The 26,572-nt window shown below is 59.1% G+C and carries 25 protein-coding genes; 4 read left to right on the top strand and 21 right to left on the bottom strand.

The features are described from left to right. Positions 1-34 precede the first annotated feature (34 nt). From mazG to cysM, 3 genes are read right to left on the bottom strand one after another with little or no spacing between them, the layout of a single operon-like run. The gene (gene mazG, locus GTQ55_RS11095; RefSeq protein WP_161858791.1) at positions 35-850 is read right to left on the bottom strand and encodes a nucleoside triphosphate pyrophosphohydrolase; all 816 of its coding nucleotides are present in this window, start codon (positions 848-850) and stop codon (positions 35-37) included. Positions 851-871: 21 nt separating this feature from the next. Continuing rightward, positions 872-3,124, bottom strand: coding sequence for a GTP diphosphokinase (relA, locus tag GTQ55_RS11100; protein WP_161858792.1), 2,253 nt, complete (start codon positions 3,122-3,124; stop codon positions 872-874). Between the two features lie 60 nt (positions 3,125-3,184). Next, positions 3,185-4,087 (bottom strand): cysteine synthase CysM, encoded by a 903-nt coding sequence (gene cysM, locus GTQ55_RS11105; RefSeq protein WP_161858793.1) that lies wholly within the window; start codon positions 4,085-4,087, stop codon positions 3,185-3,187. A gap of 189 nt (positions 4,088-4,276) precedes the next feature. Between cysM and GTQ55_RS11110 the strand changes: the two genes are divergently transcribed. Further along, a complete protein-coding gene (locus tag GTQ55_RS11110; protein ID WP_237567654.1) occupies positions 4,277-7,162 on the top strand; it encodes a response regulator in 2,886 nt (961 codons plus the stop codon). A 32-nt stretch (positions 7,163-7,194) separates the two neighbouring features. Here the strand turns inward: GTQ55_RS11110 and recO are convergent, their stop codons facing one another. From recO to GTQ55_RS11145, 7 genes are all read right to left on the bottom strand, one after another. After that, positions 7,195-7,968: a DNA repair protein RecO gene (gene recO / locus GTQ55_RS11115; protein ID WP_237567655.1), complete on the bottom strand. Its 774-nt coding sequence runs from the start codon at positions 7,966-7,968 to the stop codon at positions 7,195-7,197. Positions 7,969-7,985: 17 nt separating this feature from the next. After that, positions 7,986-8,939 (bottom strand): GTPase Era, encoded by a 954-nt coding sequence (gene era, locus GTQ55_RS11120; RefSeq protein WP_375791533.1) that lies wholly within the window; start codon positions 8,937-8,939, stop codon positions 7,986-7,988. 47 nt (positions 8,940-8,986) lie between these two features. Next, the gene (gene rnc, locus GTQ55_RS11125; RefSeq protein WP_161858795.1) at positions 8,987-9,667 is read right to left on the bottom strand and encodes a ribonuclease III; all 681 of its coding nucleotides are present in this window, start codon (positions 9,665-9,667) and stop codon (positions 8,987-8,989) included. A gap of 3 nt (positions 9,668-9,670) precedes the next feature. Beyond that, positions 9,671-10,126 (bottom strand): DUF4845 domain-containing protein, encoded by a 456-nt coding sequence (locus GTQ55_RS11130; protein ID WP_161858796.1) that lies wholly within the window; start codon positions 10,124-10,126, stop codon positions 9,671-9,673. A gap of 70 nt (positions 10,127-10,196) precedes the next feature. Next, on the bottom strand, positions 10,197-10,973 hold the full coding sequence (gene lepB / locus GTQ55_RS11135; protein WP_161858797.1) for a signal peptidase I: 777 nt from the start codon (positions 10,971-10,973) through the stop codon (positions 10,197-10,199). A gap of 91 nt (positions 10,974-11,064) precedes the next feature. Next, entirely contained in the window at positions 11,065-12,870 is a 1,806-nt protein-coding gene (gene lepA / locus GTQ55_RS11140) for a translation elongation factor 4 (RefSeq protein ID WP_161858798.1), read from the bottom strand. A gap of 192 nt (positions 12,871-13,062) precedes the next feature. Then, a complete protein-coding gene (locus GTQ55_RS11145) occupies positions 13,063-14,463 on the bottom strand; it encodes a DegQ family serine endoprotease (RefSeq protein WP_161858799.1) in 1,401 nt (466 codons plus the stop codon). Positions 14,464-14,684: 221 nt separating this feature from the next. Here GTQ55_RS11145 and mpaA point away from each other — a divergent pair, with 221 nt between their 5' ends. After that, a complete protein-coding gene (gene mpaA / locus GTQ55_RS11150) occupies positions 14,685-15,419 on the top strand; it encodes a murein tripeptide amidase MpaA (protein ID WP_161858800.1) in 735 nt (244 codons plus the stop codon). Between the two features lie 24 nt (positions 15,420-15,443). Here the strand turns inward: mpaA and ycjG are convergent, their stop codons facing one another. The 5 genes from ycjG to rpoE form a co-directional block, all read right to left on the bottom strand. Then, positions 15,444-16,391, bottom strand: coding sequence for an L-Ala-D/L-Glu epimerase (ycjG, locus tag GTQ55_RS11155; protein ID WP_161858801.1), 948 nt, complete (start codon positions 16,389-16,391; stop codon positions 15,444-15,446). 243 nt (positions 16,392-16,634) lie between these two features. Then, entirely contained in the window at positions 16,635-17,147 is a 513-nt protein-coding gene (locus GTQ55_RS11160; protein WP_161858802.1) for a SoxR reducing system RseC family protein, read from the bottom strand. A 19-nt stretch (positions 17,148-17,166) separates the two neighbouring features. Beyond that, positions 17,167-18,243 (bottom strand): MucB/RseB C-terminal domain-containing protein, encoded by a 1,077-nt coding sequence (locus GTQ55_RS11165; protein WP_161858803.1) that lies wholly within the window; start codon positions 18,241-18,243, stop codon positions 17,167-17,169. A gap of 78 nt (positions 18,244-18,321) precedes the next feature. After that, positions 18,322-19,026, bottom strand: coding sequence for a sigma-E factor negative regulatory protein (locus GTQ55_RS11170; protein WP_161858804.1), 705 nt, complete (start codon positions 19,024-19,026; stop codon positions 18,322-18,324). Between the two features lie 245 nt (positions 19,027-19,271). Further along, positions 19,272-19,886, bottom strand: a complete 615-nt coding sequence (gene rpoE / locus GTQ55_RS11175; RefSeq protein ID WP_161858805.1) for an RNA polymerase sigma factor RpoE — start codon at positions 19,884-19,886, stop codon at positions 19,272-19,274. A 179-nt stretch (positions 19,887-20,065) separates the two neighbouring features. Between rpoE and nadB the strand changes: the two genes are divergently transcribed. Next, positions 20,066-21,709, top strand: a complete 1,644-nt coding sequence (nadB, locus tag GTQ55_RS11180) for an L-aspartate oxidase (protein ID WP_161858806.1) — start codon at positions 20,066-20,068, stop codon at positions 21,707-21,709. 41 nt (positions 21,710-21,750) lie between these two features. Here the strand turns inward: nadB and GTQ55_RS11185 are convergent, their stop codons facing one another. Both GTQ55_RS11185 and GTQ55_RS11190 read right to left on the bottom strand, forming a co-directional pair. After that, positions 21,751-22,092: a protein YgfX gene (locus tag GTQ55_RS11185; RefSeq protein ID WP_161858807.1), complete on the bottom strand. Its 342-nt coding sequence runs from the start codon at positions 22,090-22,092 to the stop codon at positions 21,751-21,753. A 130-nt stretch (positions 22,093-22,222) separates the two neighbouring features. After that, on the bottom strand, positions 22,223-22,468 hold the full coding sequence (locus GTQ55_RS11190) for an FAD assembly factor SdhE (RefSeq protein ID WP_161858808.1): 246 nt from the start codon (positions 22,466-22,468) through the stop codon (positions 22,223-22,225). 117 nt (positions 22,469-22,585) lie between these two features. On the opposite strand from GTQ55_RS11190, the gene ygfZ reads away from it, so the two are divergent. Further along, positions 22,586-23,638 (top strand): CAF17-like 4Fe-4S cluster assembly/insertion protein YgfZ, encoded by a 1,053-nt coding sequence (ygfZ, locus tag GTQ55_RS11195; protein WP_161858809.1) that lies wholly within the window; start codon positions 22,586-22,588, stop codon positions 23,636-23,638. A 3-nt stretch (positions 23,639-23,641) separates the two neighbouring features. Here the strand turns inward: ygfZ and ung are convergent, their stop codons facing one another. From ung to GTQ55_RS11215, 4 genes are all read right to left on the bottom strand, one after another. Further along, complete coding sequence (ung, locus tag GTQ55_RS11200) at positions 23,642-24,364, bottom strand: uracil-DNA glycosylase (RefSeq protein ID WP_161858810.1); 723 nt, start codon at positions 24,362-24,364, stop codon at positions 23,642-23,644. A gap of 70 nt (positions 24,365-24,434) precedes the next feature. After that, entirely contained in the window at positions 24,435-25,037 is a 603-nt protein-coding gene (locus GTQ55_RS11205; protein WP_183946519.1) for a uracil-DNA glycosylase family protein, read from the bottom strand. Between the two features lie 10 nt (positions 25,038-25,047). Next, positions 25,048-25,974, bottom strand: coding sequence for an esterase-like activity of phytase family protein (locus GTQ55_RS11210; protein ID WP_161858811.1), 927 nt, complete (start codon positions 25,972-25,974; stop codon positions 25,048-25,050). A 103-nt stretch (positions 25,975-26,077) separates the two neighbouring features. After that, positions 26,078-26,560 (bottom strand): YajQ family cyclic di-GMP-binding protein, encoded by a 483-nt coding sequence (locus tag GTQ55_RS11215; protein ID WP_161858812.1) that lies wholly within the window; start codon positions 26,558-26,560, stop codon positions 26,078-26,080. Between the last annotated feature and the right edge of the window lie 12 nt (positions 26,561-26,572).

The following is a 26,572-nucleotide window of genomic DNA, read 5'->3' on the forward strand; positions in this document are numbered from 1 at the left end:
ATTAAAGAGGTTCGCTTCAGTTTGGGCAGTGCCGCTAGCCCTTTGACTGCTCCCAAAGCCGATCCAGCTCCTCTAATGTGACGTCTGAGGGCTGTTGATCGCGTGCTTTCAGGGCAGCCTCTACCGCCCCAAAACGCTGCTCGAACTTCCTGTTGCACTGGCGCAACGCCGCCTCCGGGTCCTCCTTGAGGTGTCGCGCCACATTTACGCATGAAAATAGCAGGTCACCCAGCTCTTCCCGTGCATGGTCGCGGCTTCCGGATGCAATGGCCTCTCTCAGCTCGTGGATTTCCTCCTCGACCTTGGCCAGTACCCCGTCGATTTCCGGCCAGTCAAAGCCCACCTGCGACGCACGCTTTTGCAGTTTAGCGGCCCGTGTCAGCGCTGGCAGCCCCACGACCACTCCGTCCAGGGTACCTTTTTCGCCTTTGGCCAGACGCTCCTCAGCCTTTATCGCCTCCCATTTGGCCTTGATCTGCTGCTCATCAATGGGACGGTTCCCCTCCTCCCCGGGAAACTCCCCGTGCAGGTCACCCGACGGGAATACATGGGGATGACGCCTCACCAGCTTGCGCACCAGAGTGTCGACGATGCGGGAAAAGTCAAAACGCCCGTCTTCCCGCCCCAGCTGGGCATAGAAAATAACCTGGAACAGCAAGTCGCCAAGCTCCTCATGCAGGTGCTCAAAGTCTTCCCGTTCGATGGCCTCAGCAACCTCGTACGCCTCCTCAATGGTAGACGGGACAACCGAGGCATAGGTCTGCTTGAGATCCCAGGGGCAGCCTCCATCGGGGCTGCGCAGCCGGGACATCAAATATTGCAGATCCTCTATGGTGTAACTTTCTTTCATGATGACCGTTCAATGACCGATTCAGTGAAGAATACGCCGCTTGGCAGACGCCACGTTGGGCAACTGGTTGATACGGTGTAAAACATGGCTGAGTTCCTCAAAGTTGTGAATCTCAGCGGTAATAACCATGTCGACCGTGTGCTTGTGCTTGTTGGAATATGTCTGCATCGCGGTGATATTGATGCGCTGACTGTCCAGCATGGTGGTCACGTCCCGCAGTAGGCCGTGGCGGTCATAGGCCTCCACCATGATCTCCACCGCGTATACATCGGAGGGTTTCTCCGCCCATTCCACCTGCAGGATCCGCTCCGGTTCTTCGGACTGCATCCGCAGCATATTCGCACAATCTTTCCGGTGGATGGAGACACCACGGCCCTGGGTGATATAGCCCATGATGTCGTCCCCGGGGACCGGGCTACAGCACCGCGCGATCTGGGTGAGCAGGTTCCCCACCCCATCGATATACACGTCCGCCTGCCCGTCGCGGGCAACCGGAGCGGTGAGCGAGAGCACAGGCTCCCCCCGCTCCACTTTCACCATCCGCTGCGCCGCATTCAAAACCTGCCCCACGCCGATATCGCCCGCCCCTACTGCCGCATAGAGGTCCTCGAGAGAGTGCATGTTGAGCTTTTTCGCGAGCTTTTCAAAATCAAAATCCACCAGCGCCAGTTGCTTGAACTCACCGTCGAGAATGGTACGCCCTTCCGCCACATTCTGGTCTCGCGCCTGCTGTTTGAACCAGTGAATGACCTTGGCCCGGGCTCGGGAGGTGGTGATGTATCCCATGCTGCGGGAAATCCAGTCGCGACTGGGCGCTTCCCGCTTGCCCGTAAGAATTTCCACCTGGTTGGCTGTCTGTAGTTCGTGGTTGAGCGGCACGATACGACCGTCGACCTTGGCGCCGCGACAACGGTGGCCGATCTCGGTGTGAATTCTGTAGGCGAAATCCAGCGGGGTCGCACCTCGGGGCAGGTCGACCACATGACCATCCGGCGTAAACACGTAAATGCGGGTGTCCACGTCGCTGGCCTGCAGGTCTTCCTGCAAAGGGTTGCCACCGACTTCCTCGTGCCAGTCGAGTACCTGGCGCAGCCAGGAGATTTTCTGCTCGTAGCCGTCCTGGCCTTCGAGTTGCCCGGACTTTTTGTCCGTGCCTTTATAACGCCAGTGCGCACATACGCCATACTCCGCTTCTTCATGCATGGCGAAGGTGCGAATCTGGACCTCGAGTACTTTGCGCTCCGGGCCGATTACCGCGGTGTGCAGGGAGCGATACCCGTTATCTTTCGGTGAGGCGATGTAATCGTCGAACTCGTTGGGGATGTTGCGCCAGAGATTGTGCACGATCCCCAGAACCGCATAACAGTCCCGTACCGTAGGCACGAGAATGCGCACCGCGCGGATATCGTAGACTTGGGAAAAGCCAATGTTTTTACGGCGCATCTTTCGCCAGATACTGTAGATGTGCTTTGCGCGGCCGAACACTTCCCCTTCGATTTCCGCTTTCGACAATTCGCTGCGCAACAGGCTCAGGACATCGTCGATATAGTCCTGCCTGGCCAGGCGTTTTTCATCCAGCAGACGGGCAATCTGCATGTAGTCATCGGGCTCGAGATAGCGGAATGCCAGATCCTCAAGCTCCCACTTTATGTGACCAATACCCAGCCGGTGCGCCAGTGGCGCGTAGACGTCGGCCACCTCTCTCGCTACCCGGCGGCGCTTGGCCTCGTCCGCTTTTTTTGCCGCGCGAATGGCGCAGGTGCGCTCCGCCAGCTTGATCAGTGCAACACGCACATCGTCGACCAGTGCCACCAGCATCCGGCGAATATTTTCCGAGTGCTCCTCGACCGCACCACTCTGGTTTTCCTCGCCGGTATCCGCACTGCGATTACGGATGACCGCCATCTGCAATACACCGCGAATCAGCTTGGCGATGGTTTCCCCCATCTCCTCCGAGACGGTTTTCAGGGACAGGCGCTTTTCGCGTACGGCGCGGTAGAGCATGGCGGCGCACAATGCTTCACCATCAATCTGCAAATCCGCAAGAATCTCGACCATTTCAAGGCCGGTGAGAAAACTGCTGGTACCCTCGACCCAGATATTCTCGGCATCGATGGCCTTACGTTCCGCTTCCTCGCTGATCTCGACGGCTTTACGCAGGGTAACCAGTGTGCCCCCGTCCAGTTTCGCCATCGCCTGAATATGGCGCAGCCAAGCCTCCCGATCCAGGGTGCCGTCGGCCAGTCGCGGATAATTTTTTCTGACTTGTACCAATGTATTAACTCACGGTCAGAATGATTGGAAATTCGGTTTAGTCCACTTACACCGCGCAACCTAGGTCGGCTGTTCGGTGTGAAACAACCCCGATGACAGGTAGCGGTCGCCACGGTCGCAGATAATGGCGACGATGGTGGCGTTCTGTACCTGTGCGGATATTTTTAAAGCACCGGCCACGGCGCCACCGGACGATACGCCGCAGAAGATGCCCTCTTCCCGCGCCAGACGGCGGGTCATTTCTTCAGCCTCCTGCTGGCTGATATCCATTACGCGGTCCACCTCTTCCGGCACAAAAATTTTGGGCAGGTAAGCCTCGGGCCAGCGGCGGATCCCGGGGATCGCAGAACCCTCGGTGGGCTGCAGGCCGATGATCTGGATATCCGGGTTCTGCTGCTTCAGATAACGACCACAACCCATGATGGTACCCGTGGTACCCATGGAGGACACGAAATGCGTGACTAACCCGCCGGTCTGCCGCCAGATTTCTGGCCCGGTGGTCTCGATATGCGCCGTCGGGTTGTCCAGGTTGGCGAACTGATCCAGCACCAGGCCCTGCCCCTCTTCCTGCATTTGCAATGCCAGATCGCGCGCCCCCTCCATTCCTGACTCGGCAGACACAAGGATCAGTTCAGCACCGTAAGCCGTCATGGCCGCCTTGCGCTCTTCGGTCGCGCTTTCGGGCATGATCAGGATCATCCGATAGCCCTTGATGGCTGCCGCCATCGCCAGCGCGATGCCTGTATTTCCGCTGGTAGCCTCAATCAATGTGTCGCCGGGACGGATCTGGCCGCGGCCTTCCGCGCGATTGATCATGGAAAGTGCCGGGCGATCCTTCACTGAACCCGCGGGGTTGTTGCCCTCCAGCTTGAGCAGGATGGTATTGGAGGTATCGCCCTGCAGGCGCTGCAATCGCACCAGGGGCGTATTGCCTACACAATCGGCAATCGTTGGATATTCCATAGTCAACATCGGGCCCGTCGGACTGTTCATGGGATAGGCGGGCGCACATTCTACCCCCGCACCGGCGAAGCTGCGAATCCGTCACCCGGGCCAGCGGCACAATCAGCGCAAAAACCCGATATCTTGGGGTGGTATCTGTGGCCAGCAGGGGTAGAATCGGACAAAAATAACACAACACTGGCAGGTGCCATGGCCCACGCCCCCCAATCAAACTCGAGCCCCCCCGCGGAAGCGCCATCGGCCAGCCAGCACCGCGGTAAGCGCACTGGTTTCCGCCGCAGAATGTCGCTGCGGGCCATTCTGTTCCGGTACACCATGTCACCGGCGTTGATCCTGGCCGTTCTTCTGTGCCTCCTTTTTACCCTGCAACAGATGACCGATCGCCGTGACCTGTTGCTTAGTCACGGCCGTGCGAGTGCCGAGCAACTGGTAGAGCTGATTCACCTCAGTGATGACTACTCTTTCGAAGACCGCATCCGCTGGCTCGATAAAAGCCTGATGGCGTTGATGCTGGAGCGAGACATGATCCGCTCAGTGCAACTGTACCGGGCAGACCGCGATGCCCAGGGCAAGGAAGAGTTCAAGTTGATTTCCAGCGTGGGCCCCCGCCCTCGCACCGCTTTTACCGCAGAGCAACTCAAAGGCAAGCAGGCCCACATATACGAAGACCTGAAGAGCCTGCAGGTACTGCATCCTCTGCGCGGCGAGGACACCAACTGCTGGCTGACCATCGAATTGCACCGCCCCTACTTCCTGGTAGGAACCTATCAGGTGGCTCTGGTGGGACTGGTGGGGCTGATTGTGTGCGCACTTATTGCCCTGGTGTGGGCAGTGGCATTGTCCGAACGCGCGTCCCACAGTCTGGAGCGCTACAAAGACTCCCTGCGTGCTATTGGCCAGGGAAAGTTCAACACCCGCACCCCGAGCTCCAATAACGTGGAGCTCGCGCAACTGTCGGAAGAAATCAACCTGATGGCCGACAACCTGGCGGAGTACCATCGCGACTATCAGGAAGGCCTGCACCAGTCGATGGAAGACCTGCGCCAGTCACTGGACTCGATGGAAGAACAGAATATTGAACTGGAGCTGGCACGTAAAAAGGCCCTGGAGAATAGCCGGGTAAAATCCACGTTCCTGGCGAATACCAGCCATGAAATCCGCACGCCTCTGAACGGTATTATCGGCTTTACCAACCTCCTGCTGAAAACCGAGGTTGACCAATTGCAGCAAGATTACCTGCAAACCATCCTGCGCTCCTCGGAAAGCCTACTTACCACCATCAACGATATTCTCGATTTTTCACGCATCGAGTCCGGCAACCTGGTGCTGGATCATAGCCCAATGAACCTTGGGCAGGTTCTGGAAGAAACACTGCAGATCCTGGCGCCTTACGGCTATGAGCATAATCTCGAACTGGTACCTTTTGTGGACCCGCAGTTGCCGCCCTCCCAGATTGGCGACCCGCTGCGTATCAAGCAGATCTTTACCAACCTGGTCAGTACCGCTATCCGCTGTTCAGAAAACGGCAGTATCCCGGTGCGGATTACGGTACAAAGCGGCAAGGAATCCGAGCTTATGGTACGGATCGGCATTGTCGATAACGGCGCGCGTTGCGATGACCAGGGGCGCCGCGAGCTCAAGCAGCTACTCAGTAGTAACCCGCCCCAGCAGATGACCAACAACGGTATGGGACTGGGTATTGCCCGCAGTCTGGTCCAGTCAATGAATGGCGAATTGACCATTGAGGACAACGATCAGGGGGGATGCTCTTACTGGGTGCAGCTGCCACTGGCCCTCGACCGCAACCGCACCGCCGTCACCCGCGAGCAGTTCCCCGGGTGTCGCCTGCTGCTTGTGGACCCCAACCCGATGACACGCCAGCAGATTGGTCAGCAGCTAGCCCACTGGCAAGCGGAGCCGCTGGAGCACAGCGATGGGGAATACCTGGTACCTGCGATCGAGCAAATGTGGCGGCACGATGCCATGCCCGATGCGCTGATCATTGATACAGCCGTCGCCGGTGGAGACTTTGATACCTTTATCAGTACTGTGCAGCAACTGGTCGACAATTTTCAGTGCCGGGTAATAATCCAGGGGTCGCCGGTGGATTTGCGCCGCTGTTACGACACCCTGCGCACCCGGGTTCTTGCGTTTCTCGGCAAGCCGGTGAGCCGCGATGGCCTGCTGCGCGCGCTGAAACGGGCTTTACCCCACCAGGCCCAGTCCCGGCCACCTTCCGGTAGTGTCCCCAGCCTGCCGTGGCCAGCCAAGCCGCGAGTGCTCGCCGTCGACGACTACGAGGCCAACCGCCTGCTGATGAGCGAATTGCTACGCGCACAGAATATCGAAGTTGTGGTGGCGTCCAGTGGCGAGGAAGCTCTGGAACTGTGGCGGGACCAGCACTTCGATATGATTTTCATGGATATCCAGATGCCCGGCATGGACGGTATCGCCACGACTGGAAAAATTCGCGACGAGGAAACCGGACACCGCACCCCGATTATTGCCCTGACCGCGCATGTGGGCACAGAGGAAAAATCCCGCCTGCTCAGCGCCGGGCTGGATGATTACCTGAGCAAGCCGGTCAGCGAAACCCAGCTCACGCATACCGTGAAGCGCTGGATGGAGGTCTACACACCTTCTGAGCCGGAGCAGTTGGTAACACTGGCCGGGCCACGGCTTGTGGATATCGGCGAGAGCCTCAGTCTCGCCAATCAGGACCCAAACCTCGCCCGCGACCTGCTGCGCATGTTGCTGAAAGGCTTGCACGAGGATGAGCAGGAGCTCTCACGCATGTACCAGGAGGGTGACTGCCAGGGACTGTTCGAGCGCGTGCACCGCCTTCACGGCGGTTGTTGTTACTGCGGGGTTCCGCGCCTGCGGGCAGCCACGGAGCAATTGCAGGAGCTATTGCGGCCGATTCAGGAGGAGGTAGAAGCCAGAGCCGATAGCGCAGCTTTCGAAAGTGCGTATGAACGGGTTAGAAAGGAAATCCGCAGCCTGCGCGACTGGGCCGCGGACCAGGATCTCGAAATGCTGTTTGGCCTGGAACCAGAGACCGCGCCGCACCGCTGAGCGGCCATCAACCCGGTAACTTGAAGCGTCACTTAGCCACTGCTGTATACCTGGCGAAACAGCTCCCGGCTTTTGAGGGGCCGGTTGCCCAGTAGCGGCTGTAGCAACAGGCGGGAAAGGCGCTTGGCCGCGGAAAGCGCCGCCCCACCAATCTCCCCAGCCGGAACTTCGCTGCCACCCTGCTCATCCAGTAACTGCGCCATCGCCAACAGCTGCTCGCCGTAAAACTCGTCAACCCTCGGCGAGCGTTCGGGCCCCGTTACCACCGGTACAAAGCCATCTTCCAGGGTCAGGCGATAAGCGATCTCAGAGCGGATAGGCTCGTTTACAATCGGGCTGAAGCCCAATTCAGGGCAACTCCCCAAAGACTGCAGCAGATTTAATTCAAACCGGCGCAGAGGCAGCTCCAGCTCAGCGTTGTGCTCACCAGAGACGTCTGCCAACGCATGCAGCAATTCCTGGTAACCGGCAAATACAGATAGCAGGCTTTCTCCCTCCGGTAGCAAGCGCACCAGGAGTTCGTTGGCATATAGACCCGCATAAACAGCCCGGCCCTTGAGCCACATTGGCTGGCCCGCGCTTTCCAGAGGTCCGAGGGTTTTCAGGTCGTGCCGCCCGAGCAGGGTTACCAGCAAGGGTGAGAATGGTTGCAGCGCACGCTGGCGACGCTGCTTGTCTCGACGCGCGCCCTTGGCAATGCAGGCGATGCGTCCATAGTCCGGGGTAAACAGCTCCAGAATCAGGCTGGAGTCGCGAAATGGCCGGGAGTGCAGGATAAACGCCGGTTGCGGGGGCAGCTGCTGCACGATCGATCAGTGTCCGACTAGCGCTTGTCGACGTATCCGAGGCTGCGCAGTGCGCGCTCGTCATCGGACCAGCCGGACTTCACTTTGACCCACAAGTTGAGCATGACCTTACTGTCGAAAAGCCGCTCCATATCCAGCCGTGCCTGCTGGCCAATCTGTTTGATCCGCTCGCCCTTGGTGCCAATCAGGATGCGCTTCTGCCCATTGCGCTCCACCAGGATGGCGGCACTGATATGCAGCACCTTACCCTCATGCGCAAACTCCTCGACTTCCACGGTTACCGCATAGGGAATCTCTGCGCCCAATTGACGCATCACTTTTTCACGCACGATTTCCGCAGCGAGAAAGCGCGAGCTGCGGTCGGTGATCTGATCTTCTTCGTAGAAGTGCATACCTTCCGGCAGCCGCTCGACAATCACATTCTCCAGTGATTCGAGGTTGGAATCGCGTAGTGCGGACACTGGCACGATCTCGGCCTCAGGGAATCGCTCGGCGAGCGCCTGCAACTGCGGCAGCAGTGCGTTCTTGTCGTCCAGCTGATCCACTTTGTTGATCGCAATGATCAGCGGGCATTTGAGGCCCCGCAGCTTCTGAGCAACCAGTTCATCGCCCTCGGTCCAGCGCGCGCGCTCTACCACAAAAACCACTACATCCACATCGCGGGTGGAGCTGATGGCCGCGCGATTCATATAACGGTTGATAGCCTTCTCTTCCCCCGCGTGCAGACCAGGGGTATCTACAAAAATAATCTGGTTTGCGCCGTCGGTTTTGATGCCAAGCATATTGTGGCGGGTGGTCTGTGGTTTGCGGGAAGTAATACAGATCTTCTGCCCCAGAAGGTGGTTCAGCAAGGTAGATTTGCCCACATTCGGCCGGCCGACAATGGCCACGTATCCACAGCGGGTGGGCGAGGTATTTGAGTCACTCAAGGGAATTCTCCGGGCCTTTTCGGCCTGCGCACAGGCCGCCATTCGGCTTGCCTGAAAATGGGCATTTGATACTGATGCAGATTATAGAGTCAGCCCTGCCCGGTCAGTCGAGCGTAGGCTTCCATAGCAGCGGCCTTTTCCGCCGCCCGCCGGTTACTGGCGGTGCCGCGAACCGGTGTTTTCAGTCCGTCCACGCGGCATTCCACTACAAATTGCTGGGAGTGCTCTTCGCCACCAACCTCCACCACCTGGTAGTCGGGCAAAGGCTTCTGGCGGGCCTGTAGCCACTCCTGAAGGCGGGTTTTTGGATCCTTGGCTGTTTCCAGAGACAGGCTCTGCAGACGGGAGGCAAACCAGGCCAACACACGCGCGCGCGCTGCTTCGAGGCCGGCATCCAGGTATATGGCGCCAATGATGGCTTCCACTGCGTCGGCGAGTATCGAGGCGCGACGGCGTCCACCGCTTTTCATTTCACCTTCGCCAAGGCGCAGACATTCACCCAGCTCCAGCTCCCGCGCCAGTTTGGCCAGCGTCTCCCCACTTACCAGCTGCGCGCGCAGCCGACTCATCTGCCCTTCACGGCCATCGGGAAACTTTTCATACAGGGCGGCACTGATGGTGAACCCAAGAATGGAATCGCCGAGAAATTCCAGCCGCTCGTTGTTGAGGCTGCCGTGTGAGCGGTGGGTCAGAGCCAGGGTGAGCAGGTCCGCCCGGGCGAATTGATACCCCAGGCGGTTGCTGAGTCGTTGCAGGTGGAGGTCTGTCACCGGTCAGTAATCGTCTCGCTTGCGAAACTGCTCAAGGTCCACCAGCGGCTCACAGCAGAGCTCGGGCTTGGCAGTATTCAGTTGTTTATCAAACTTCATCACCACGTCCACATTGTGGAACAGGGGCTGACGCAGCTCGTAGTTGATGCTTACCAGGGTGCTATCGGCACCGCGGATAATTTTTACCGACTGTACGGGCTCGCCACGCACATTGTTGATGGTAAAGAACCGATCCAGCTCACGCTTGATCTCTGTATTGCTCATGTCGCGGACACCACCCTGCTTGGAAAGGGTCAGCAACCCCTCCTCCACAAAGTGCGCATCGATGTAGGCCGGACCCATTTTCGACACGACGGTCAATCCGAAGCCGAACACTGCAATCACAAACAGCCAGCCCCAGTAACTCATGCCCCGCTGAGCCGCCAGTGACCGTAGCTGCGAATGTTGTTGTAAAGCCATTGCGTAGTACCGTTTTATCGTTTTTTTAAAACCGGTCCCTGGTTGTCAAAGTGGCGATGCACACCGAGTCCTACTCGATGCCACCTACCCGGTCAAAGCTGGGCAGGCTCACTAGTTTGTCCCAATGCATCCAGATTGCAAAGGCCTTGCCGACAATGTCTTTCTCCGGTACGAAGCCCCACTTACGGCTGTCGAGGCTGTTGTCCCGATTGTCCCCCATCATGAAATAGTGCCCCTCGGGAACCACCAGGGTGCGCACATTGCCGTATGTGCTCGGCCGGACCTGCTTGGCCATCAGGTGACGGCGGCCATCAATCTCTTCCCACAGAAATTCCTTCTGTGGATTGCCCGGAGGCAGCGCCTGGATCAGTTCCTGCGGCGCGGGCTTGCCGTTGATAAACAGCTGGTTGTTGACCACCCGGATCTGGTCCCCAGGGAGGCCGATCACCCGCTTGATGTAGTAGGTATCGTTGGCGTGAGGCGGGAAGAACACCATCACATCCCCGCGCTTGGGCTCACCAATGCTCAGTACTTTGGTACGTGAAACCGGGAGGCGCAGCCCGTAGGCGTACTTGTTCACCAGGATAAAATCCCCTACCTGCAGGGTGGGGTCCATGGATGCAGACGGAATCTGGAAAGGCTCTACCAGGAAAGAGCGCAGCACGAATACGATCGCCAGCACCGGAAAGAAAGACTTGGCGTACTCCACCACCACCGGTTCCTGCTCCTGCTGGCCTTTGGCGGCACGGGTTCTACGGCCACGAGCCAGGAACAGCGCGTCGACAAGCCAGATAACCCCTGTTACCACCACCAGCAACAGCAAAATAAGGGGAAAATTGATATCCATTCAAAAGTCTCTTTCTGACTGGTTCTTTTCGTTTGTTTCCAGGGCCCCGGTCACTCGACCAGGGCCAAATAAAGGTTCCGGCGAATCGGACTCAGCTGTCTACTTTCAGCACCGCCAGGAAGGCGTCCTGAGGCACTTCAACCTTGCCGAGCTGCTTCATCCGGCGCTTACCGGCTTTCTGCTTCTCAAGGAGCTTTTTCTTACGGGTCACGTCGCCACCGTAACACTTCGCGGTTACGTTTTTGCGCAGTGCTTTTACCGTGGTCCGGGCAATAACCTGGCCACCGATCGCAGCCTGGATGGCCACATCGAACATCTGTCGCGGAATAAGCTCTTTCATCTTCTCGGCGAGCGCACGACCGCGCTGCTGGGCATTGTCCCGGTGCAGGATCACCGCCAGGGCATCAACCCGCTCACCGTTGATCAGGATATCAAGACGCACCAGTTTTGCCGGGTCAAAACGCACAAAGTTGTAATCCAGTGACGCAAACCCGCGGCTCACAGACTTCAGGCGGTCGAAGAAATCCATCACCACTTCGCTCATGGGAAGTTCATAGCGCAGCGAGACCTGCCCCCCCACATACTGCATGTCTTTTTGAACTCCGCGCTTCTCGACACACAGGGTGATCACGTTCCCCAGATATTCCTGCGGAACCAGGATATTCGCTTCCACGATGGGCTCGCGCATTTCCTCGATCATACCCAGGTCAGGCATACGCGAGGGGTTGTCCATATTGAGCAGGTCGCCATTGGTCAATTGCACTTCGTACACTACGGTAGGCGCAGTGGTGATCAGGTCCAGATCGTACTCGCGCTCCAGGCGCTCCTGGATGATCTCCATGTGCAACATGCCCAAAAAGCCACAGCGAAAACCGAAGCCGAGGGCATCGGAGGTTTCCGGTTCGTAGAACAGGGATGCGTCATTGAGGGACAGCTTGTCCAGTGCATCGCGGAACGCTTCGTAGTCGTCGGAACTGACCGGGAACAGGCCGGCATAGACCTGTGGCTTCACCTTCTGGAAACCAGGCAGCATTTCCACCGCTTCAGCGCCCTTGGCATGGGTCAGGGTATCGCCCACTGGTGCGCCGTGAATATCCTTGATTCCCGCGACCACAAAGCCCACCTCCCCGGCTCTGAGAACGCCCGTTTCCTTACGTTTCGGGGTAAATACACCCACACTGTCCACTACGTGCGGGCGGCCGAGGGACTTGGTCACGATCTTGTCTTTGGTTCTGAGCGTCCCCTGCACTACCCGCACCAGCGACACCACCCCCAGGTAACTGTCAAACCAGGAATCGATGATCAAGGCTTGCAGCGGTGCGTCTACATCCCCCTCCGGAGGTGGTACCAGGCGAACCAGGTCCTCCAAGACTTCTTCCACGCCCAGGCCGGACTTGGCACTACAGCGGGTCGCCTCGGTAGCATCGATACCAATAATATCTTCGATCTCTTCGGCAACCTTTTCCGGCTCAGCCTGGGGGAGATCCATCTTGTTCAGTACTGGAATCACTTCCAGCCCCTGCTCAATCGCGGTGTAGCAGTTGGCGACGGACTGGGCTTCCACCCCCTGGGCCGCATCAACTACCAGCAACGCACCTTCACAGGCCGCCAGTGAGCGCGACACTTCATAGGAGAAGTCCACGTGTCCAGGGGTATCAATAAAGTTGAGCTGGTAAGTTTTACCATCGCGAGCGGTGTAGTCCAGAGTCACGCTCTGGGCTTTGATGGTGATGCCCCGCTCCCGCTCAATATCCATGCTATCGAGCACCTGCGCCGCCATTTCACGGTCGGCCAGGCCGCCGCAAACCTGGATAAAGCGGTCGGCGAGAGTGGATTTTCCGTGGTCGATGTGAGCGATGATGGAAAAGTTGCGGATATGGGAGAGATCAGTGGCCACTGCGAGGATAAAACCTTTTAAAAATCAGTGAGTTAATAGGCGGACCGGGCCGCGCTGTGGGCGCAAGTCTAACAGGTTGCAGGAAAAGTGCATCCAATCTGCACGGAGCCCCGATAGATCAAGGGCTCCGGGCCTATAACTGGACTCCCGACAGCGGTAGGACGACCGCGGGAGCCCGCCTATTCACTGGTTTCAGCTCTCTTCGATCTCGATCGTGCGGAACGTCGGCTGTCCCCCGCGGAAAAACCGAATTGGCAACAACTCTCCTTTGGGCAATTTCTTGACGATTTTCTCGTAGTCTGCGAGGGACTCGACCTGATCAAACCCGAGCTGGGCGATAATATCGCCACCGCGGAGGCCTGCATTGGCACCCGCCTTGCCGGGCACGACCTGCTTGACCAGCACCCCGGTTTCCACGCCCAAGCGCTGCTTCAGGGCATCGGGAATATCATCCACCACCAGGCCCAGGCGGCCGCCGACATCCGAGCTGGCCGGAGCACTGGAGGCCTGCTGACCATCGTCATCACCGGGCAGTGCACCGACACGGACTTTTATCTTGCGCTCATTGCCCTCTCGCATCAGGAGGACCGGAACCTCGGAGCCCGGGCGAGTCTGGCCCACCACATGCGGCAGGTCGCCGGACATATTGATTTTCTCACCGTCAAAACGCGTGATGATGTCACCGACCTTGATGCCGGCACTGTCCGCTGGCGACCCGGCCTCCAGCTGACCAACCAGTGCACCAGAGGGCTTACCCAGTCCCATCGCCTTGGCCAGCTTACGATCCACATCCTGAATGCCGACGCCCAGCCAGCCGCGATCCACGCGCCCCTTATCCTTCAGCTGCGCCACCACATCCTGGGCCAGGCTTGCCGGGATGGCGAACGAGAGGCCGATGGAACCGCCACTGCGGGTGTAAATCTGGGAGTTGATACCCACAACCTCACCATTCAGGTTGAACAGCGGGCCACCGGAGTTCCCCGGATTGATCGCAACATCGGTCTGGATAAAAGGTACGTAGTTCTCCCGGCTCTCGTTGGGGATACTGCGGCCCATGGCACTCACGATGCCAGCGCTGGCCGAATAATCGAGGCCAAAGGGCGAGCCAATCGCCACCACCCATTCGCCAACCTTGATCGTCTCAGAGTCTCCCCAGCGCACAGTGGGCAGATCACTGGCATCCACTTTCAGCAGCGCGAGGTCCGAGCGCGGGTCGGTCCCGACCACCTTGGCCTCGTACTCACGGCGATCCGTAAGGGTGACGCGAACTTCGTCGGCTCCATCCACCACATGATTGTTCGTGACTATATAGCCGTCTTTGGAAATGATGAATCCCGATCCCATACTGGCCACAGGCCGCTGCTGGGGCTGACGCGGCTCCAGCAGGTGGCGGAAAATGTCCGGGATTTCCTGCTGATATTGCGGCGGCATGGCATTGCGAGCAACGCGGCTGCGCTCCACCGTATTTATCTTCACCACCGCAGGAGAATTCTGTTCGATGAGATCCGTCAACTCCGGGAAACCGCGGGCGTTGGCGGCCACAGAAACCAGAAAACAAAATGCAAGCAAGAACTGGGAAAAGCGTGCAACCATATTTGTCACCCCTGATAAGCGCATTTACTAGTATTCAACAAAGTACGTTCGAAAATGGGCCTGCGCGGTGCTGCCCACAGTGATCCGGTGAGCCTTGACCGCGACAGGTTCATCTACTGGCTGTATCGCTGGATAGCTCCAGTGGGCCAGTACCAAACAGTTAGTTAGAGATTTCGTGGAAAAGTTCTCATACCCCAGTGTAAAACAGTGTTAAGGACTCTATGACACAACCCAACCAGAAGACTACCACCCCCACACTGCGCCCCCGCTCCGAGCGTGGGCTATTTCACGCCCATCGACTTCAGTACGGGCAATCGGTCATGGGCGCTCCATTACTCTACTTTCCCGCGGATGTGCAGGACGAGCACACCGGTATCGTCATGGCGGGCACCCACGGTGACGAAGTGGCCGCGGTGGTCACCCTGTCGTGCGCGCTGCGCTCGCTGCAGGCCGGGCAATTGCGACATCACGTGATCCTTGCGGTCAATCCGGATGGCTGCCAGCTGGGTACCCGCTCGAACGCCCACGGGGTCGACCTCAACCGCAATTTCCCCACCATCAACTGGAAAGCCGGTGGCACCGTATACCGCTGGAACAGTGCCGCGGAAAGCCGCGATGTGCACCTTTCCACCGGTGACCGCGCCGGCTCAGAACCGGAAACCCAGGCCCTGTGCCGGCTGGTGAAAGAGCTGGAGCCCGCGTGGATGGTGTCGATCCACGAGCCGCTGGCATGCGTGGAAGACCCAATCCAGAGCCCCCTGGGCCACTGGCTGGCAGAGCGGATGGAACTACCCCTGGTGAGCGACCTTGGCTACCAGACTCCCGGCTCTTTCGGCACCTGGTGTGCAGAGCAGCAACACCCGTGTATTACCCTGGAGTACCCACCCATCTCGGCGGATGTCGCCAGTGAGCAATACCTGGAGGTGACCACCCAGTTGCTGCGCTACATTCCATGATGCGCCGCGAGCCCCACGAAAACATCAGGTCCAGTAGACCCGCCCGTCTGCAAAACGCAGTGGATTGAGGTCCTTTGCCAGCCAGGTCGGGCCATCAAGGTCTACAAACCGCGCCAACTTGCCGAGAGGCCAGGCCGCGCGCACCGCGCGTGAGGTGCACAACATACAGCCGAGCATCACCTCAAATCCCTGCGTCCGTGCCGCGTCCGCGAGCGCCAGTGCCTCACGGATGCCGCCCGCCTTATCCAGCTTTATATTCACCATATCGTAAAGGGGCTTCAGCCTGGGCAGGTCAGCGCGCGTATGGCAGCTTTCGTCCGCACAGATGGGTAGCGGGTGCTGGAACTTGCCCAGGAAGCTGTCCTCCGCCGTCGGCAGAGGCTGCTCGAGCATGGCCACGCCCCGCACCGCCAGTTCTTCACACAAGTCCGGCAAACCGTCGATCGCCCAGGACTCGTTGGCGTCGATCACCAACTGGCACTCCGGCGCCGCCCCGCGCACTGCGGACACGCATTCCAGCACCTGCTCCCGGTTCAACTTGAGTTTGAGCACCGACACCCCGGTGTCCGCCGCCGCGCGGGCCGCCTGAGCCATCTCCTCGGGTTCGTCAATTACCAGTGTTTGCACTGTGGGCAGCCATGCCGGGCCATCATGCGATTGCCCGGATACCCGGCGCTCCCAGTCTTCCAGCGCACAATCCACTGCGTTGCGCGCCGCGCCAGCCGGCATCACTTCCTGCAATTGTGCCCGGGTCATCCCCTGGCGCAAAGCCGGCAGAACTGAGGTGATTTCCGCCAATACCGATTCGATGCTTTCACCATAACGCGGATAAGGTGTGCACTCCCCGGCACCGGTAACGCCATCCGCGGAAACCTCTGCCACAACCACTCGAGCTTCAGTACGCACCCCACGAGAAATCACGAAAGCCGTGCGCAGGGGCCAGCTCTCGGCGTAACAACGCCCTTCAAACATCCGCGTTCTCCTTATGGAAATTTGTCGGCGACAACGGCTGCACCGCCGCAGCGGGTCAGCAATCAGTGTAGAAAGTTATTTGAAGGCGACCGTGCGAAAGCGCCAATTCAGGGAGGAAAACTGCGTTGCGGGGCGAGAGTAAACGAGGAGAAAGAGCGAAATACAGGGCAGTGAAAAAGCGGTCGGACAAGCGAGGGAACAATACCGCGGAATCCGCAGTCGCGCCCCGGTTGGTTAATTACGCTAGGGAAGCTCGGCAGCAGGAATGGTACAGGGCTTACCCTGCTCGACACGCAGAAACTTTGGCGCCATAGCGGGGTTGTCGCGATTGGCATGACTGTATAAACGCACCAACAAGGCGCCCAGCGCCAGGCCAATCACCGCGCCAGTCACAGCCCCGAGCTCGCTACCCTGTTTTACCTGTAGACTGTCGGCGAACAGCGCGCCCGGGAGTGCATCTCCCGCCAGGGCACCGAGTACCAGCATAAGCAGGGGAACCAGATACACCACCAGCGCAGTGCTGGCGAGCGTGTTCTCTGCCACACCAATAACCACGGTGTCGTGGAGCTTGAGCCGCGAGAGAGACTCGGGCGGGACGGCAACACGCACCTGCGAGGCCTTGGCCCAGAATTCGCCCAATAACCCGGTGCCGCAACCGGGCTTGGCGGCACAACCGTGACAGCCGCTGCGCTGCACGGTTTCCACCCAGACTTCGCTCTGTTCCAGGGCAACCACCCGCCCGCGCTCTTCGATCATCAGGTTAAACTCACCGGCTTCAATTCCTGGTGGCCACGGATTTGGCAACCAGCTGGGCAGTTTTGTCGGGTATCTCACCCACCACGGTAATGGTATAGCGCTCACCGCTCACTTCAAGGTGGTCCATATAGGCGACCGTGGCGCCGCGCACCGCACGCCCCTGGTAGTTCATGGCCGGCCCGAGTTTTTGCACGAACACGGTAAAGGCACTGAGCCCATCACTGAACACCAGCATTTCTCCATCCGCCAGTTCCCGCGCAGCCACCGGCTTGAACCCCGTCGGCGCCCAGCCCAGCCGCCAGCGACTGACCAGGCTGCCGCAGTGGCCAGAACCGTCGCTCTGCCTGGCTTCACTGGATTGCGCCTGCAGGTCGCTGTCCGTGATCGGGGACAGATCCAGCTCCACAAACTGGAAGCGCTCCAATATACGTCCGGCAGACGCCACCAGCATGGACTTGAGCGGCAAACCGGTTTCCTTATCCACGCTGATCACCATTCCAAAGCGGTGAGGATCTCGCGGGCGGGCCTCCAGCACTAACGCTTCCCGGTCTGCGATACGCTCTTCGCCGCGAATCAGGAATTGGTAAATATTCTGTACATTTTCCAGGCCCGAGCTGCTCCACAGCCCAGCCCGTGACAGGGGGCTGCCATCGCGCCGGCACTGGGCGTCGTGCCCGCGACTCACCAGCTCTCTGGGCGCGCCCGTAAGGTAGCGAATCCGCTCCACCTGCTCACCATTGCGCACCGCGTGCACCACTTCCAGGGTTTCCATAACCCCCACATGCTCGAAGGTCACCAGCCCGCGATATTCGAGGTTGGCAACCGCATCCGCCAACTTGGCCAGCAGCGCCTGGGTTTCGGCGTCGGTAGCGGGCAACTCCAGGCCCGCACTCGGGCGTGCGGTTTCATTGCCGCTCCGCGGATCACTTTCCGGTTGAACAGGCACGGAGGAACTGCGGGCATCCGATGGCTCGGGAGCCTTCTGGTCCGCCGCGCTCTGCGCATTCGCCAGCGGAGACAGGGGATTCGCCAACAGCAAAAAAGCCAACAGCGAGCTGTTGGCTTTAGGGGCGGAAAAACGGAAAACTTTCGCCATGATCATTCTTTATTGGAGGCTAACTTCAGCGGGGGGAGGAATTCGTATGGGCCGGTAACAGCCAGCCACCGTCCCGTTCTACTCTGGCTGCTCCGGCGCGCGTTCACCGTAGGTAGCGCGGGCAAAGGGCACCATACCCTGACTTCCTACACGAGCCGCCTGTTCGGAGTGCTCAATCATAACCCGGTTGAGGTGACGCATCAGCTCAGGAGAGGGCACCACTTGCACCTGCGGCGACGGAGCGCCAATACGCTGCTCTGGCACCAATTGCGGTGCGGTACTTACCGCACGCGTGTTCAGGGTGGGCGTAGGCACATAGAAGCCACTGGGCTGCGGGACAGACTGCACCGGTTGCTGTGTGGGACGCTCTACCTCAGCCACCAGGTCGCCACCCGGTTGCGGCGCCTGCATCTGCTGTACACCCAGCACCGCAGCGAAGGCTACCGTTGCCGCCACTGCACCGCGTGATAAGGGCCGCCACCAACGACTGCGCCCGGCGTCGCCGGTATCGTTGGCCGCAGACGGCTGTGCAGGCTCGGCAAAGGCCGGTTCATCCGCAATCGCCGCGGAGATCCTGGCGGCGAGGCCGAGATCGACCGGAGCCACTTTCTCGCCCCTCAGCACATTACCCGCCAGCTGATAGCGCGACCAGCGCTCGTGGATGCCACTGCTGGAGGCATCGCTCTCTTTAAGCAGGCGCTGAATCTCCAGCTCGGAGGCCTCGCCATCCATCAATGCGGATAGCGACTCATTCAAACGCTGTTGATGATTCCCGTGGGACATACGGGCAAACCCTCTTTCAGTGCAATTCCATGAATGCGGCAAGCGCACCCTGTGTCTTGGTTTCTGAGACCGGCCCAAACCGGAAAAGTTTTACGCAGCGGGCAAAAATTGTGTGAATTCGTCGATATTTTTGCCTGTCGTCCTGTTCACGCGGCCACGTTAGATCAACAAGCTACCAGTAAGGCCCGCAACAAAACAAAACTGACTAAATGTTAGTCAGTTTTTTTCTGTTCAGGGAGCAACGATCAGCCGCGCCCGTCCGCCGGCTCCGGCTCCCCGGCCATAGCGGCCTGGACTGCACGGTCGATGGCTTCCCGTGCACGGAAGATACGCGAACGCACCGTACCCACAGGGCAGCTCATGACCTCGGCAATCTCCTCGTAGCTGAGCCCCTCCATTTCCCGCAAAGTGACCGCCGAGCGCAGGTCCTCTGGCAACTCGCGAATCGCGCGGTGCACGGTGGCTTCGAGCTGGTCGCGGAAAAGCTGGTTTTCGGGTGTTTCGTTGTCCCGCAGGAGGTCGGCGCCGGAATAGTATTCGGCATCCTCCAGGTCCACATCGGAAGACGGTGGCCGCCGGCTGCGCGAGACCAGGTAGTTTTTTGCAGTATTGATGGCGATGCGATACATCCAGGTATAAAAAGCACTTTCCCCACGGAAATTGCCCAGCGCCCGGTACGCCTTGATAAAGGCTTCCTGGACCACATCGTTCACTTCTGCATGATCGTTAATGTAACGGCTGACCACAGCCATAATCTTGTGCTGATACTTGAGCACCAGCAGGTCAAAGGCGCGCTTGTCCCCTTTCTGGACACGCTCCACCAGTTGGCGGTCACTCGGTGACGCCTGTTGCCCTGTCATCCCCTACTCCCAACTGCGGCCCCGGCACAAATTGACCGCGAACCCAGGATTATTCTGTTGTGTCCAAGACACCGAGATTTGGTCATAAGTTCCTGACAAACCGGTAATTTTTGAAGATAGCGTATACTACGCGCCCCTCATCACGAATAAAACTCTACGAGCAAGAGGCGAAGGCACCCTTGACCATCAGCGAGAGCAATCACAAGAAGCAGTATGACGTACTGGTAATCGGCAGTGGCGCCGCAGGCCTCACTCTGGCACTGCACCTGGCAGCGCGCCACCGGGTAGCCCTGCTCTCCAAGCAACGCCTGCGCGACGGGTCAACCTGGTTTGCCCAGGGCGGCATTGCCGGTGTTCTGGACGAAACTGACTCCGTGGACGCGCATATAGCGGATACATTAGATGCAGGAGCCGGACTATGCCACCCGGATGCCGTGCGCTTTACCGTAGAAAGCAGTCGCGAGGCCGTTCACTGGCTGATCAACCAGGGCGTGGACTTCACCCGTGAGGATGACGGCGATTACCACCTCACCAAAGAGGGCGGGCACAGCCACCGCCGCATCATTCACAGCGCCGATGCCACCGGGCGCGCCGTGCACAGCACCCTGATTGAGCAGGTGCGCAACACCCCCAACATCGATTGCTTCGAACACCATATTGCCCTCGACCTGATCCGCCAGCCCGATGCCTCTACCGGCCGCTTCCGCTGTGCCGGCAGTTACGTTTACAACAAAAAAACCGAGGAAGTGGAAGTATTCCAGGGCCGCGCAGTGGTGCTCGCCACCGGTGGCGCCGCCAAAGCCTACCTCTATACCAGCAACCCCGATGGCGCCAGTGGCGATGGCATTGCCATGGCCTGGCGCGCCGGTTGCCGGGTGGCGAATATGGAGTTCAACCAATTCCACCCGACCTGCCTGTACCACCCCAAAGCCAAGTCCATGCTGATTACCGAAGCGCTAAGAGGCGAAGGTGCCCAGCTGAAACTGCCGAATGGCGAGCGGTTTATGCAGCGCTTCGACAAACGCGGTGAACTGGCGCCACGGGATATCGTCGCTCGCGCCATTGACCATGAGATGAAACGACTGGGCGCCGATTGCGTCTACCTGGACATTTCTCACAAAGATCCGGAGTTCGTGCGCGAGCACTTCCCGACGGTGTATCGAAAATGCCTTGAGTATGGCATCGACATCACCAAAGAGCCGATCCCGGTAGTCCCGGCGGCACACTATACCTGCGGCGGTGTCATGGTGGACCAGCACGGCCGCACCGACCTGGACCAGCTGTACGCCATCGGTGAAACCACCTTTACCGGCCTGCACGGCGCCAACCGCCTGGCCAGCAATTCTTTGCTGGAATGTGTGGTTTATGCACGCTCGGCCGCCCTGCATATCGACGCGACCCTGAGCAAGGTGACCGCGCCCAAACCCGCCCTGGCGTGGGACGCCTCGCGGGTAACCGACTCGGATGAAGACGTGGTGATCTCGCACAACTGGGACGAGTTGCGACGTTTTATGTGGGATTTCGTGGGTATTGTGCGCACGCGCAAACGCCTGTTGCGGGCTGAACACCGGGTGAAACTGCTGCAGCAGGAGATTCGCGAGTTTTACGCCAACTACAAGATCACCAGCGACCTGATCGAGCTGCGCAATCTCGCGGTTGTTTCCGAATTGATCATTCGCTCCGCACTGGATCGCCGGGAGAGTCGGGGGCTGCACTACTCCCTCGACTATCCGGGGCTGCGTGAGCTGGCGATGGATACCATCCTGGTGCCGGAAAACTTCGCCAACCAGCGCCAGTTTATCGACCTCTCAGATACCCACTGAGAAAAAGGCAGCGCCAGCCCAGGGCCTGGTTCAAGCGGGAATTAGCGGGAGTAGCGCAGGGCTACCAGCAAATGGCGCCAGTCACTGGCGTCGGCGGCGTCCCGGCAAAATACCAGGCGCATACGCCTACCGGTAACATCTCGCCCGTTGATCACAATCAGCCAGCGCCAGAGTGTCAGCTCTCCACAGAACCGGAACTCCCGCCTTGCGCCACCTTCCTCCTGCCAGTACCAACGCCGCTCGGAGGTGGACAATCGCCCGACCGAATGCGCAAGGCGCCGCCATTCACACAGCGTAAGTGCCAGGATTACCGGTGCCGCCAGCACCACAATAGCCCAGGGAAGGCGGGACAGGCTCAACAACAGAATGGATTGGATCGCCATCAGCAGGACGACACCCTGCAGCAGGCGAGAAGGTGAGAGAGCGCAAACCAGCCGGGCACTGCGCTCAGGGTGAGGAACCGATGCCCTCTCAGCACACCGCCCGGGCTGGGCGGCAGTGCCTTGCCGCGTATCAGTCCTGCAAACCGGTGTTGTCACGGATGATCTGCACGATTTTTTTCAGCTCGGGATCTTCCGGGTCTTCCCGGCGCAGGAACCAGGCAAACAGGTCCTGGTCCTGCTCATCCAGCAAAGTGATATACCGCTGCTTGTCGTCCTCGGAAAGTGTCTCGTAAACATTTTCCAGAAACGGCAGCAGCACCAGATCCAGCTCCAACATGCCGCGACGGCTGGCCCAAAACAGGCGATTGCGATCCATACTTCTTTCTCAAACCCAGGTTGCGAATTGCGCGCAGTATAGCGGTAGTTGAAATCCCGCCGCAAAACCCCAAATACTGCACCATCGAAAACAGTGGCCGAAAGTAGTGAGTTCAGCATGGATCAACAGCAGTGGCAGGAATTTCTCAGCAATCAGGGCGCCCGGTGGAAAAACGGCGCCGCAGAGTTTGATACCAGCATCGACTCCGAGCTGGCACTGGTCGACCTCACCCCCATGGGCGCGATTTCCGTTTCCGGCCCGGACAGCCAGAAATTCCTCCAGGGCCAGCTCACCTGCGACCTGGTCAACCTGCCCGACGAACACCTGACACTTGGCAGCCACTGCAATCCGAAAGGCCGCATGATCAGTGCCTTTTACGCCCTGAAACTCGATCAGAGCGAATTTGTACTGCTGCTGCCGCGGGACCTTGTGACCATTGCCCTGACCGCGCTCAAAAAGTACGCCGTATTCTTCAAAGCGGAACTCACCGATATCAGCGATGACCAGCACTGGCTCAGCCTTTGCGGCCGTGATGCGGCCGCGGTTTCCAGCCAGCTGCTGAACCTGTCCAACACGCCGGCTAGCAGCGTTGTCCCCGGCCAGCTTCGCAGCTTCGATCACAACGGTCACCGTGCGCTGGCCGCCTGCGTCAATGATCGCAACCTGGTGATTCAGGTTCCCGCCAGTCAGTCTGCCGACCTGTGGCAGAAACTGAGCGGAAGCCCCGCCGCGCCGGCCGGCTACACGCACTGGTTACAGCAATTGATCGAAGCCGGCCTGCCCCTGCTCCACAAGGCCACCAGCGAGAGTTTCATTCCGCAGATGCTCAACCTGCACCTGCTGGGAGGCGTCAGCTTCAAGAAGGGCTGCTATACCGGACAGGAAGTGGTCGCGCGCATGCAATATCTGGGCGCCGCCAAGCGCCGCATGTACCGCGCCCGTATCGACGGCGGCGAGGTGCCGGAGCCTGGAGCAGAAGTATTCACCCCCGCCGGCGGCTCCAGCGTGGGCAATGTGGTGATGGCGTGTGAGAGCGGGAATGAGGTCGAATTACTGGCAGTACTCACCAAGAGCAAAGTTGCCGATGGCGAGAGCCTGCAACTCGATGACGGGCGCGTTCTCGAGCTTCAGGAACTGCCCTACGATGCCGACGCAGACCCGCTGGTTTGAGCGTCAGACTTCCACGGCCACCCTTCGCAGCTCGCCGGAAGGTGGCAGGGCCCAGTTGATCGGCGCTTCGCCACGTTCCTGCAGGTAGGCATTCGCCTGAGAGAACGGCCGCGTTCCGAAAAAACCCCGGTGCGCAGACAGCGGCGATGGGTGCGGGCCCCGCAGTACAAGATGCTTGCGGCTATCGATAAACCCGCCTTTCTTCTGCGCGTAACTTCCCCACAGAATAAACACCAATCCCTGCCGCTGTTCCGCCAGCGCGTGTATGGCGGCATCGGTGAACTGCTCCCAGCCACGCCCCTGATGGGCTCCCGCCTTGCTTTCCTCTACCGTCAGAGTGGCATTCAGCAGCAACACGCCCTGCTCCGCCCAGGGCTGCAGGCAACCGTGATCCGGTGGCGCAATCCCCAGATCTGAATACAGTTCTTTATAGATATTCTTCAGTGAGGGCGGGATGCGCACCCCGGGCATTACCGAAAAACACAGGCCGTGGGCCTGACCAGCCCCGTGATAGGGATCCTGCCCCAGAACCACCACTTTCACCTGATCAAAAGGCGTGGAATTAAAGGCGTTAAAGATCTGTCCACCCGGTGGGAATATATTCTTGCCGGACTGCTTTTCCTGCTGCAGAAACTCCCGCAACTCCGACATGTAGCGTTTATTGAATTCTGGCTCCAGCACTGAATACCAGCTGGGATGGATTTTCATCGGGAGGGAAGCTTGCATGTTCTCTTGGTCTCGAAATCTTGACCCGCCCCCCGCATACAGGCGAATCGGGCGAGGCTTAACGGTCCAATCACCTGTGGGCCGGCTCCTGCAGAACCTTGTGGACTTGCTGACGCAGCGCCGGCACCACTTTCTCATCAAACCAGGGACGGCGCTGGATCCACAAAGTATTGCGGGGACTCGGGTGCGGCAACGGAAAGTATCCACTGGGAATCGCGTCGGCGTAATGGCGCACATTCTCAGTAATGCTGCCATACCAGTGCGGGAGATAGTAGCGCTGGGCATACTGCCCAATCAGCAATGTCAGCTGGATATTTGGCAAATGATCCAGCAGCCGCTGGTGCCATGTGGGGGCGCACTCGGGCCGTGGCGGCAGGTCACCGCCCTTGCCACGCCCCGGATAACAGAATCCCATCGGGACAATGGCTATGCGGGACGCATCGTAAAAAATATCGCGGTCAACCTGTAGCCAGTCCCTCAGGCGGTCGCCCGACGGATCATTCCAGGGTATGCCCGTTTCATGCACCCGGGTGCCTGGTGCCTGCCCAACAATCAGCAAGCGCGCGGATCGCGCTGCACTCAGCACAGGCTTTGGGCCGAGGGGCAGGTGCGGTTCGCACAATCGACATGCCCGCACTTCTCTCAGCAACAGGTCCAGTTTGCTCTGACTCAAAACACAACCACTATTCGGCCTTGTACGCGGGGAACGCCAGCTGCATCAAAAGACCGCGACTGTCTTCAGGGGCCACCACCCGGGTGACGCTATTGTTGTCGAGCACTACAAAAATACCCTGATCATTTACGGCAAGCCCCTCACCTTTACCGAAATGGGTCTTTCTATAGATGTACTCTGGAGCCTCCTCGATCCCCCGATACTGCACACACCATTCGGCAGCCAGGGTTGCAATCGCGCGCCGGCATACCGCGAAAGCATTGCGCTCGAGGGTAAACAGGGATCCGTCGTAAAACGCCAGTGCGGTAAGGTCTTCAGGGCGATCGCGAAAATCGAGCCCGGGCACCGGCGGCACCCGATAGTAGTGCTGCCCTACTCCATCACCCGGCTGCAGCTTTAACAAGCCACGGGGATCCCGCTCCAGCGCCACCCAGAAATCCTCACCCACCTTGACCACACCTTCACTCTCCGCATTGAACAGCTGCAGAAATCCCTGTTCCCGCGCGGACTCGGACCAGCGTGCCGGCATCCACTGGCCTCGGCGACCAGCCTGGTCCAGCTTCACGATACGGTTGTGCCGTTCGCTCAGTAAAAAAATATCCGAGGCATCACAGGTTATCCCCTCGAAATCCATGCTCAGGGGTGTACTCGCATAGTGGAGGGCGCGCGCCTTGATGGAAACCGGCTGATCGTGCGGTAACGGAGGGCGAGTAAACTCCGCTTTGGTGGCAAGCGGCACTGTATCCTTTCCCGGCTCGGGGGAGAGTCGGTATATACGCTCGGAGGACTTGTCAGCGACGGCGAGCAGCTCGCCATTGCAGAAGCTGAGGCCCGACAAATCCAGCCCTTCACTGCCATCGATCCACCAGGCATGCAACAACTGTGCGGGGAATACCGGCACTGCAGATTCAGCGCGCAGCCCGCTGGCCGCGAGCATTCCCAACAATCCAGCCAAACAGGCGTACAGCGGCCCGACAACTCTGGAATACCTTTTCACAAAATCCCCTGCTGACGTGGATCAGCGTTACTGGATAACGGACTTAATCGCGGAAATTATTAAACTGCAGCGGTTGCTCCAGCTCCTTGCCGCGCAACATGGCCATAACCTGCTGCAGGTCATCGCGCTTCTTGCCAGTGACCCTGACCTGGTCGCCCTGGATCGAGGCCTGCACCTTGAGCTTTTCTTCCTTGATGATTTTGACAATCTTCTTGGACAGCTCCTTGTCGAGGCCATTTTTCAGGGTGACGGCAACCTTGACCTGCTTGCCGGATTGTTCTTCCTCACCCACGTCCATCGCCAGTGGGTCAATGTCGCATTTGATCAGTGCCGCGCGCAGCATATCCACCATCTGAGTTACCTGCATATCCGATTCCGCGCGCAGGGTCAGGCTGAACTCAGACATTTCCACTTCGGCGTCCACGCCCTTGAAGTCAAAGCGGTTGGTAATGGTACGGTTCACCTGATCCACGGCATTGGTAAGCTGATGCTTGTCCACCTCGGAAACGATGTCAAAAGAAGGCATTATCTTGCTCCA

Source organism: Microbulbifer hydrolyticus, from assembly GCF_009931115.1.
GTDB classification, from domain to species: domain Bacteria; phylum Pseudomonadota; class Gammaproteobacteria; order Pseudomonadales; family Cellvibrionaceae; genus Microbulbifer; species Microbulbifer hydrolyticus.

Excerpts from the sequence above, each read along its gene's own strand:
- mazG (WP_161858791.1), bottom strand. The coding sequence starts at position 850 with ATGAAAGAAAGTTACACCATAGAGGATCTGCAATATTTGATGTCCCGG.
- cysM (WP_161858793.1), bottom strand. The coding sequence starts at position 4,087 with ATGGAATATCCAACGATTGCCGATTGTGTAGGCAATACGCCCCTGGTG.
- GTQ55_RS11110 (WP_237567654.1), top strand. The coding sequence starts at position 4,277 with ATGGCCCACGCCCCCCAATCAAACTCGAGCCCCCCCGCGGAAGCGCCA.
- era (WP_375791533.1), bottom strand. The coding sequence starts at position 8,939 with ATGGCGGCCTGTGCGCAGGCCGAAAAGGCCCGGAGAATTCCCTTGAGT.
- GTQ55_RS11130 (WP_161858796.1), bottom strand. The coding sequence starts at position 10,126 with ATGGCTTTACAACAACATTCGCAGCTACGGTCACTGGCGGCTCAGCGG.
- lepB (WP_161858797.1), bottom strand. The coding sequence starts at position 10,973 with ATGGATATCAATTTTCCCCTTATTTTGCTGTTGCTGGTGGTGGTAACA.
- GTQ55_RS11145 (WP_161858799.1), bottom strand. The coding sequence starts at position 14,463 with ATGGTTGCACGCTTTTCCCAGTTCTTGCTTGCATTTTGTTTTCTGGTT.
- mpaA (WP_161858800.1), top strand. The coding sequence starts at position 14,685 with ATGACACAACCCAACCAGAAGACTACCACCCCCACACTGCGCCCCCGC.
- ycjG (WP_161858801.1), bottom strand. The coding sequence starts at position 16,391 with ATGTTTGAAGGGCGTTGTTACGCCGAGAGCTGGCCCCTGCGCACGGCT.
- GTQ55_RS11160 (WP_161858802.1), bottom strand. The coding sequence starts at position 17,147 with ATGATCGAAGAGCGCGGGCGGGTGGTTGCCCTGGAACAGAGCGAAGTC.
- GTQ55_RS11165 (WP_161858803.1), bottom strand. The coding sequence starts at position 18,243 with ATGGCGAAAGTTTTCCGTTTTTCCGCCCCTAAAGCCAACAGCTCGCTG.
- GTQ55_RS11170 (WP_161858804.1), bottom strand. The coding sequence starts at position 19,026 with ATGTCCCACGGGAATCATCAACAGCGTTTGAATGAGTCGCTATCCGCA.
- rpoE (WP_161858805.1), bottom strand. The coding sequence starts at position 19,886 with ATGACAGGGCAACAGGCGTCACCGAGTGACCGCCAACTGGTGGAGCGT.
- GTQ55_RS11185 (WP_161858807.1), bottom strand. The coding sequence starts at position 22,092 with ATGGCGATCCAATCCATTCTGTTGTTGAGCCTGTCCCGCCTTCCCTGG.
- GTQ55_RS11190 (WP_161858808.1), bottom strand. The coding sequence starts at position 22,468 with ATGGATCGCAATCGCCTGTTTTGGGCCAGCCGTCGCGGCATGTTGGAG.
- ygfZ (WP_161858809.1), top strand. The coding sequence starts at position 22,586 with ATGGATCAACAGCAGTGGCAGGAATTTCTCAGCAATCAGGGCGCCCGG.
- ung (WP_161858810.1), bottom strand. The coding sequence starts at position 24,364 with ATGCAAGCTTCCCTCCCGATGAAAATCCATCCCAGCTGGTATTCAGTG.
- GTQ55_RS11210 (WP_161858811.1), bottom strand. The coding sequence starts at position 25,974 with ATGCTCGCGGCCAGCGGGCTGCGCGCTGAATCTGCAGTGCCGGTATTC.
- GTQ55_RS11215 (WP_161858812.1), bottom strand. The coding sequence starts at position 26,560 with ATGCCTTCTTTTGACATCGTTTCCGAGGTGGACAAGCATCAGCTTACC.